Source organism: Streptomyces sp. E2N166, from assembly GCF_003671715.1.
Classification (GTDB): Bacteria; Actinomycetota; Actinomycetes; order Streptomycetales; family Streptomycetaceae; genus Streptomyces; species Streptomyces thinghirensis.
On record NZ_RAIF01000012.1, the window covers coordinates 1,016,014 to 1,025,082 of the forward strand.

The 9,069-nt window shown below is 72.4% G+C and carries 5 protein-coding genes and 1 pseudogene; 3 read left to right on the forward strand and 3 right to left on the reverse strand.

What is annotated here, in order from left to right:
- Nucleotides 1–157: 157 nt before the first annotated feature.
- Together pepN and EBH09_RS12355 are read left to right on the forward strand one after the other, a co-directional pair.
- Nucleotides 158–2,737, forward strand: coding sequence for an aminopeptidase N (gene pepN / locus EBH09_RS12350; protein WP_193776255.1), 2,580 nt, complete (start codon nucleotides 158–160; stop codon nucleotides 2,735–2,737).
- A 205-nt stretch (nucleotides 2,738–2,942) separates the two neighbouring features.
- The gene (locus EBH09_RS12355; protein ID WP_193776256.1) at nucleotides 2,943–4,019 is read left to right on the forward strand and encodes a hypothetical protein; all 1,077 of its coding nucleotides are present in this window, start codon (nucleotides 2,943–2,945) and stop codon (nucleotides 4,017–4,019) included.
- Between the two features lie 127 nt (nucleotides 4,020–4,146).
- Here EBH09_RS12355 and EBH09_RS38835 read toward each other — a convergent pair.
- Nucleotides 4,147–4,344 (reverse strand): annotated as a pseudogene (locus EBH09_RS38835) (hypothetical protein); the annotation flags it as partial.
- A gap of 1 nt (nucleotide 4,345) precedes the next feature.
- Nucleotides 4,346–4,831: an NUDIX hydrolase gene (locus EBH09_RS12365; protein ID WP_238697280.1), complete on the reverse strand. Its 486-nt coding sequence runs from the start codon at nucleotides 4,829–4,831 to the stop codon at nucleotides 4,346–4,348.
- Nucleotides 4,832–5,081: 250 nt separating this feature from the next.
- Here EBH09_RS12365 and EBH09_RS12370 point away from each other — a divergent pair, with 250 nt between their 5' ends.
- The gene (locus tag EBH09_RS12370; protein WP_121747023.1) at nucleotides 5,082–8,390 is read left to right on the forward strand and encodes a S8 family serine peptidase; all 3,309 of its coding nucleotides are present in this window, start codon (nucleotides 5,082–5,084) and stop codon (nucleotides 8,388–8,390) included.
- A 63-nt stretch (nucleotides 8,391–8,453) separates the two neighbouring features.
- On the opposite strand, the gene EBH09_RS37790 is transcribed toward EBH09_RS12370, so the two are convergent.
- Nucleotides 8,454–9,069 (reverse strand): hypothetical protein (locus EBH09_RS37790; RefSeq protein WP_193776257.1); only part of this gene is annotated, 616 nt, incomplete at its 5' end.

The following is a 9,069-nucleotide window of genomic DNA, read 5'->3' on the forward strand; positions in this document are numbered from 1 at the left end:
CTCCTCATGAGGCGCAACCGAGCGTTTCTCCAGGCAACCCGCCCACCGCTCCGGCCATTCCCGGCCCGCCCGGTCATTCCCGGCTGCCGCGCGTCAGGGCCGCATGGCAGGATCGGTGCTGTCCGCATACTGAACACCACCCGAGGGAGTGCCGCCCGTGCCCGGTGAGAATCTGTCCCGCGACGAGGCCCGGGAGCGGGCCGCCCTGCTCTCCGTAGACGGGTACGAGGTGTCCCTCGACGTGCGCTCGGCCACCGGTGCGGCGGAGGGGGAGGGTCCGCGCACCTTCCGGTCCGTCACCACGGTCCGCTTCCGCTGCAACGAGCCCGGCGCGAGCAGCTTCGCCGACCTGATCGCACCGAGCGTCACCGCGGTCTCCCTCAACGGCCGGGACCTCGACCCGAGCGAGGTCTTCGACGGCTCCCGGATCGCCCTGGAGGACCTGGCCGCCGACAACGAGCTGGTCGTCGACGCCCAGTGCGCCTACTCCCGCACCGGTGAGGGCCTGCACCGCTTCGTCGACCCCGAGGACGGCGAGGTCTACCTCTACACCCAGTACGAGCCGGCCGACTCCCGCCGGGTCTTCGCCAACTTCGAGCAGCCGGATCTGAAGGCACCCTTCCGCTTCGAGGTGCGGGCGCCCGAGGAGTGGACGGTGTGGAGCAACGGCGCCGGCGAACGCGCCGACGGTGTCTGGCGGTTCGCCGAGACGAAGCCGATCTCGACGTACATCACGTGCGTCGTCGCCGGTCCCTACCATTACGTGACGGACTCCTACGAGCGCGTCTTCGAGGACGGTACGCGGCTGGAGATCCCGCTCGGCGCACTGTGCCGCAAGGGACTGGCACCGCACTTCGACGCCGACGACGTCTTCCTGGTCACCAAGCAGGGCCTGGACTTCTTCCACGACCACTTCGACTACCCGTACCCCTTCGGGAAGTACGACCAGGCGTTCGTGCCCGAGTACAACCTCGGCGCGATGGAGAACCCGGGACTGGTGACCTTCCGGGAGGAGTTCATCTTCCGGGGCAAGGTGACGCGGGCGTCCTACGAGGGCCGCGCCAACGTCGTCCTGCACGAGATGGCGCACATGTGGTTCGGCGACCTGGTCACCATGGAGTGGTGGGACGACCTGTGGCTGAAGGAGTCGTTCGCCGACTTCATGGGCACGTTCGTGAACGTCGGCGCGACCCGTTTCAAGGACGCCTGGATCACGTTCGCCAACCGCCGCAAGGCCTGGGCCTACCGTGCGGACCAGCTGCCGTCCACCCACCCGATCACGGCCGACATCCGTGACCTGGAGGACGCCAAGCTCAACTTCGACGGCATCACCTACGCCAAGGGCGCCTCCGTGCTCAAGCAGCTCGTGGCGTACGTCGGCCAGGACGCGTTCCTGGAGGGCGCCCGGCGCTACTTCAAGCGGCACGCGTACGGCAACACGCGCCTCGGTGACCTGCTCTCGGTGCTGGAGGAGACCAGCGGACGGGACATGAGCGCCTGGGCGCGGTCCTGGCTCCAGACGGCGGGCGTCAACTCGCTCACCCCGCAGGTGCTGCTGAGCGCCGAGGGCCGCGTCGACGAACTGGCGGTGGTGCAGGAGGCCGCCGAGTCGCACCCCGAACTGCGCCCGCACCGGGTGGCGGTGGGCCTGTACCGGCGTACGGGCGCGGGCGCGCTGGAGCGGTACGCGCGCGCCGAGGTGGACGTCGACGGGCCGCGCACGGTGGTGGCGGAGCTGGCCGGCGCGGAGGCGCCCGAGCTGGTGCTCGTCAACGACGACGACCTGACGTACTGCAAGACGCGCTTCGACGAGACCTCGCTGGCGACGCTGCGCGACCACCTGGGCGCCCTGACCGACCCGCTGGCCCGTGCCCTGTGCTGGTCGGCGCTGTGGAACATGACCCGGGACGCGCTGCTCCCGGCGCGGGACTTCGTCGGCCTGGTACTGCGCTTCGCGGGACGCGAGTCCGACATCGGCGTCCTCCAGATGCTGCACGCCTGGGCGAACTCGGCGCTGACGCACTACGCGGCCCCCGACTGGCGGGAGACCGGCGCCCGGCTGCTCGGCGAGGGCGCGCTGCGCCGGCTGCGGGACGCGGCGCCGGGCGGCGAGCCGCAGCTGGCATGGGCGCGTTTCCTGGCGGCGGTGGCGTCCGGCGAGAGCGAACTGCGGCTGCTGCGCGGGCTGCTGGAGGGTACGGAGAAGATCGAGGGCCTGGAGGTGGACCAGGAGCTGCGCTGGGCGTTCCTGGAGCCGCTCGCGGCGCACGGAGTGGTCGACGGCTCGGTCCTGCTGGCCGAGCTGGCCCGCGACGACACGGCCTCCGGCAAGCGCCACCAGGTCCGCTGCCTGGCGGCCCGTCCGTCGGAGGTGGTGAAGGCGCAGGCCTGGGCGCAGGTCGTGGAGTCGGACGCGCTGTCGAACGCCCTGGTGGAGGCGACCATCGCGGGCTTCGCGCAGGCCTCGCAGCGGGAGCTGATCGCGCCGTACGCGCAGAAGTACTTCGCGGCGATCGAGCGGGTGTGGGCCGAGCGGTCCATCCAGATCGGGATGGACGTGGTCCGGGGCCTGTTCCCGTCCCTGCGGGACTCCAAGGACACCCTCGACGCGACGGACGCGTGGCTGTCCGCGCACGAGGACGCCGCGCCCGCGCTGCGCCGGCTGGTGCTGGAGGCGCGGGACGACCTGGCGCGGGCGCTGCGGGGCCAGGCGTGCGACGCGGCCGCGGGCCGCTGATCACACCAACCTCTGGCCAATGATTGGGCGTTCCGTCATCGTTACGGAATTCGGTCGACAGCAGCCGTAACCCCTGGACCGCACTGCGACGGACCAGGGGTTTTCGGCATCCGAACACCCGTCCTTTAGGGCGGGCTTGTCCGGATTCGGCGATGATCGTGTAACAGCGGTTAAGGGGTGGTTCGGGCGCGGGAAACCCCCGGTCATGACGCACAACACCCCGCTCTCCCCCCGCCCGCTCCACCACCTGGCCAACGGCCGGCGCCGGCTGATGACGGCCGCCCAGCTGCGGGCCCACGGTGTCTCCGCCGCCGAGACCAACGAGCAGTGCCGGCCCGGCGGGCCCTGGCAGCAGCTTCTCCCCAACGTCGTCCTGCTCCACCCGGGCCCGCCGACCAGTGAGGAGCGCCTGCACGCGGTGCTGCTGTACGCGGCGCGGGAGCGGACCGCCGGCGCGAACGGCGGTGCGCCCGCCGGTGTCACCGCCTCCGTGCCGGTCCAGCCGGGCAGGGAGGAGACCCCCGCTCCCGCATACGCCGAGGCGATGATCACGGGGCTGGCCGCGCTGACGCTGCACGGCTTCTCCGCCGCTCCCCCGCTGCCGTCCCTCGACGCCATCGACGTCCTGGTCCCGAGGCTGCGCCGGCTGCGTACGACGGGCTGCGCGCGGATCGTCCGCACGACCGCGCTGCCCACCCCCATGCAGGTCACCGGGGTTCCGGTGGCGCCGGTGGCGCGGGCCGTGGCCGACGCGGTGGCGGACCTGACGGACGCGGGCGTCGTCCGCCGGCTGCTGACGGAGGCGGTGCGCGGCGGGCACTGCGAACCGGCCGCGGTGGTACGGGAACTGAACCGGGCCCGGCTGCTCAGCCGCCCGCACGTGGTGGACGCCGTGGACTCGCTGGTCGCCGAGGGCCGGGCGCTGGCCGAGCAGCGCCTCTACCGGATGGCGCGCGAGCACGGCCTGCCGGAACCGCTCTGGAACGTCGACCTGCGCCTGCCGGGCGGCCCCCATCTCGGCGGCGTCGACGCCTTCTGGCCCGAGCACTCGGTGGCGCTGGAGCTGGACACCCGCGCCCACCGGCAACGGGAGGACGACGCGGTCTGGGCGGAATACGCCCGTAAGCGCGAGCACTTGGAACGACTCGGCATCACGGTCGTCCACCTCACGCCGCGCAAGCTGCGGGACTGCCCGGAACACCAGGCGGCCGTCGTCCGTACGGCGTTGATGGCGGCCGGGGACCGGGAACCCGCCGCGTACGTCGTGGTGCTGCCCCGTTAGTGACGGACCGGGGGCGGTCACCAGGAGGGGAGAGGAGGGGCCACCGGGGCCACCGCTTGTGCCGGTGGCCCCTCCTCGTGCGTGGCCCCTCCTCGTGCGTGGCGCGTGCCTCGTGCGTGGCGCGCCACTTGGCGCAGAACTCCGCCTCGATCACCACCTCGCTGTCGCCCGCCCAGTCGCCGTTGAGGTTGAAGGCGAGCGCGTGCCGGCCGTCCGAACCGGCGATGGACGGGTTGAGCCGGGTGACGTCGCAGGTCGGGCCCGTGGCCGTCGGGGCCGGCTTGGAGTACGCGCGGCTGCTGGGCCCCGGGGTGGTTGAGCGCGATTCAGCCCTCCTCGGCGCGCGGGCGGTCCGCCCGTCCCGACGGCGGTCTCTCCCGCCACAGCCGCAGGCCGATGTCGACCATCGGCACCCGGGTCAGCCCCGGGACGGCGGTCAGGTCCTGCCAGGCCGCCAGGTCCGTGGAGCCACCGACCTCGAACCGCAGGCCGCCGCCGGTGACCCGGACCTCGTAGACGAGCTGTACGGCGTGATGGTCGACGGTTCGCCGCAGGAGCCGTCCGAGTCCGGCGCGGCTCGGGCGGGTGACGCGGTGGGAGCCGACGCCGAGCAGGGCGGTGGGCTCGACGCGGTAGCCGGTCTCCTCCTCGACCTCTCGCACGACGGTGTCGTGGGGGTCCTCGCCGTGTTCCGTGCCGCCGCCCGGCAGCACCCACTCGGGGACCCCGCCGGGGCCCGGTGACCGGGCGAGCAGCACCTGTCCGTCGCGGACACATATGGCGTAGGCCGCCACCCTGAGCTTTCGGCGCACTCCGAGACGTTAGCCCGCCGGGCGAGGGGTGCGGCGCGGCTCACAGGATTGTCACAGGGCGCCCCTTGTGTCCCCGATGGCGTATGGCGGAAGTACGCCATGGGTTCATCCCGCCCCGGACAACTCTCCCCAAACAGTGAACCCTTACGTAAGGCTGAGCGGTCGTCCGGGATCGGATTCCGGACTCCCGCGGCCAGGACCGATCGGCCCCGGTCGTTCACGCACGTTCCTTTACCTACAAGGGATGCCGATGACCCACACCCCCCAGCGCGAACCGATACCGGGCGCGAGACGCGCGGCCCGCGTCGCCGTGGCCACGGGCCTCGTCGCCGCGCTCTGCGCCGTCGGACCGATACCCATGGCGCTGGCCGCCGACGGCCCGGGTACCACTCCCCCCGTCGACGCTCCCGCCGACGCCTCCGTCAAGTCCGCCCACGACAAGCTCGGTTCGGACGACGCGAACCTGCTCGCCGAGGCGAAGGCCGACGGCACGAAGAACGTCACGATGATGGTCGCCACCGCGCCGGGCCGGACCGAGCAGGTGGCGAAGGAACTGGACGCGGTCGGCGGCGGCTCCGTCGGCCGGACGTACGACAAGCTCGGCTACGTCCGCGCCACCGTGCCCACCACCAAGGCGGACTCGGCCATCGCCGCCGCCACGAAGCTCTCCTCCGTGCACGGCATCGACCTGCGCGACGAGATCCCGCTGGACGACCCGACGCCGGGCGCCGACCGGGCGAAGGGCGGCGAACACCACAAGGGCCGCTCCTACCCCGCGCCGGACCGCCGGACCCCCGCCGAGAACCCGTACAACCCGTCCTTCGAGACGGGCGCCGTCGACTTCGTGAAGAAGTACCCGAAGGCGGACGGCCGCGGCGTCACCATCGGCATCCTCGACTCCGGCGTCGACCTCGCCCACCCGGCACTGCAGAAGACCACCACCGGCGAGCGCAAGATCGTCGACTGGGTCACCGCGACCGATCCGGTCGTCGACGGCGACCGCACCTGGCGCCCGATGACCACCTCCGTCTCCGGGCCGACCTTCACCTTCGGCGGTGAGACGTGGACGGCGCCCGCGGGTTCGTACCAGGTGAGCACCTTCCTGGAGTCGTACACCACCGGCGGTGACGCCGCGGGCGACGCCAACCGGGACGGCGACACCACCGACTCCTGGGGCGTCCTCTACGACGCGCAGGCCGGCACGGTCCGCGTCGACCTGAACGACAACCACGACTTCGCCGACGACACCCCGATGAAGCCCTACAAGGACGGCTTCCAGATCGGGTACTTCGGCACCGACGACCCGAAGACGGACGTGGCCGAGCGCCAGCCGTTCGTCGTCGAGATCCGCGAGGACGTCGTCCACAACGGGGCCGGCGCGAAGGCCGACTTCGTCAACATCGGCGTCATCGAGGGTTCGCACGGCTCGCACGTGGCCGGACTCGCCGCCGCCAACGGCCTGTTCGGCGGCCGGATGGACGGTGCCGCGCCCGGCGCGAAGATCGTCTCGTCCCGCGCCTGCACCTGGAGCGGCGGCTGCACCAACGTCGCGCTCACCGAGGGCATGATCGACCTCGTCGTCAACCGGGGCGTCGACATCGTCAACATGTCGATCGGCGGCCTCCCCGCGCTCAACGACGGCAACAACGCGCGTGCCGAGCTGTACACGCGGCTCATCGACACCTACGGCGTCCAGCTGGTGATCTCCGCCGGCAACTCCGGCCCCGGCGCCAACACCATCGGCGACCCGTCGCTCGCCGACAAGGTGATCTCGGTCGGCGCGTCCATCTCCCGCGAGACCTGGGCCGCCAACTACGGCTCCGCGGTGCGGACCAGGTACGCCATGATGCCGTTCTCCTCGCGCGGCCCGCGTGAGGACGGCGGCTTCACGCCGACGCTGACCGCGCCCGGCGCGGCGGTCAACACCATCCAGACCTGGGCGCCCGGCGCCCCGGTCCCGGAGGCGGGCTACGACCTCCCGGCCGGCTACGGGATGCTCCAGGGCACCTCGATGGCGTCCCCGCAGGCCGCCGGCGCCTCGGCGCTGCTGCTGTCGGCCGCGAAGCAGGCGGACATCGACCTGCCCCCGGCGAAGCTGCGCACGGCGCTGACCTCCACCGCCGACCACATCAAGGGCGTGCAGGCGTACGAGGAGGGCGCGGGCCTGATCAACATCCCCGACGCCTGGCGATCGATCCGCAAGGGCGCCACCGCCCACGAGTACACGGTCGAGGCGCCGGTCGACACCGCGATCGACCAGTTCCTGAAGACCCCGGGCCACGGCACCGGCCTCTACGACCGCGAGGGCGGCCTGAAGGCCGGCGAGCGGAAGACCTACGAGATCACGCTCACCCGCACCTCCGGCGAGGACCGTGCGATCCGGCACGAACTGCACTTCGAGAACAACGCCGGCCGCACCTTCCGCATCGTCGGCTCAGACGAGGTGAAGCTGCCGCTGAACGAGCCGGTGACCGTCAAGGTGCAGGCCAAGCCGCGCTCCGAGGGCCTCAAGAGCGCGATCCTCGAGGTCGACGACCCGCGCACCGAGGGCACCGACAAGCTGGTCCTGACCACCGTCGTGGCCTCGGCCCCGCTGGAGTACGACTTCTCCGCGAAGGACTCCGTGCAGCGCAACGACACAGAGTCGTACTTCGTGACCGTCCCCGAGGGCGCGAAGGCGCTCGAGGTGGCGATGAGCGGGCTGAAGGACGGGAGCCAGACCCGGTTCATCGCCATCCACCCGTACGGCGTCCCGGTCGACAACACCTCCACGCCGTACTGCTACAACAACTACCTCGACGGCAACGGCTGCCGGCCCGACGTGCGCGCGTACGCCGACCCGCAGCCCGGCGTCTGGGAGATCGAGGTCGAGTCGCGGCGCACCTCGCCGCTGCTCACCAACCCGTACAAGCTGGACGTCACCGTCCTCGGCGCCACCTTCGACCCGGAGGTCGTGACCGTGCCCGAGGCCGAGGTGGGCACCCCGGCCGACGCCTCCTGGAAGGTGACGAACCAGTACGGCCCGATCGAGGGCAAGCTGGTCGGCGGTCCGCTCGGCTCGGCCGAGACGTCCCGCCCGTCGATCGAGCAGGGTGAGACCAGGACCTCCACGGTGGAGGTGCCCGAGGGCGCCGAGTCGCTGGACGTGGCCATCGGCGGCGTCTCCGACGCGGCCTCCGACCTGGACCTGACGGTCTACGACAAGGACGGCAACGTCGTCGGCCAGTCCGCCGACGGCGACTCGGAGGAGTCGGTCTCCGTGCCGAAGCCGGCCGCCGGTGCCTACACCGTCGAGGTCGTGGGCTACGCGGTGCCGTCGGGCACCACGGAGTACGACTACCGGGACGTGTACTTCGCCGCGTCCCTCGGCTCGGTCGCCGTGGACGGCTCGGCGCCGGTGAAGCTCGGCACGGGCGAGTCGGCGACGGTCTCCGGCAGCGTCACGGCGCTGGCCGCCGCTCCGGAGGGCCGCGAGTTCTTCGGGCAGGTCCAGCTGGTGAACGCCCACGGCACGGCCGCGGGCCTCGGCAGCGTACGGATCGGGAAGGTCGTGCCGTAGTCCGGTGCGGCACATGGGAGGGCGGGCGCTCCGCGGGGCGCCCGCCCTTTCCGTATGCCGGGGTCAGTCGCAGGTGAGGGTGCGGGATTCCGGCAGGGACGCGGTGATCCAGGCGCGTTCGGCGGCGACGGCCTCCGCGCCGGTGATCACGGCGTCCGGGCTGTCGCCGTGCAGGGGGATGCCGATCAGCGCGCGGTCGCCCTCGACGAGCCGGGCGGTGGTGTCGTCCAGGACGAACGTGATCCGCTCGCCCGCCTTCCCCGGCCGCTCCTGCGGCTTGTGGCTGCGGGTCACGTCCAGGGTGATCCGGTGCTGTCCGGTCCCCGGCACCGGTTCGGCGCCGGCCACCGTGCCCTCGGCCACCAGACGGGCGCAGGCGAGGTAGCGGGGGCTGCCGAAGGCGACGCCACCGGACTCGGCGGAGTCGGCCTGCCCGTCGCTCGCCGCGGCCTTGCCGCTCGCCGCGTCCTCGGCCCCGTTCCCGCCCTGCACCACCAGCCAGCCGAGCCCCGTCACCACCACGCCGGCGCATGCCACCGCGAGGGCGCCGAAGGCGACGGCGAGCGGACGGCGCCGGGGGCGGCGGGACGGCGCCCCCGCCGGGGAGGCCTCGGGGCCGGGAAGCGGCTCGCTCAGCGACCGCCCGACGATACCCAGCTGTTCGCGCAGCAGCGCCACG

What these genes read in the sequence shown, in the direction of transcription:
- EBH09_RS12355 (WP_193776256.1), top strand. Translation starts at nt 2,943, where the DNA reads ATGACGCACAACACCCCGCTCTCCCCCCGCCCGCTCCACCACCTGGCC.
- EBH09_RS12370 (WP_121747023.1), top strand. Translation starts at nt 5,082, where the DNA reads ATGACCCACACCCCCCAGCGCGAACCGATACCGGGCGCGAGACGCGCG.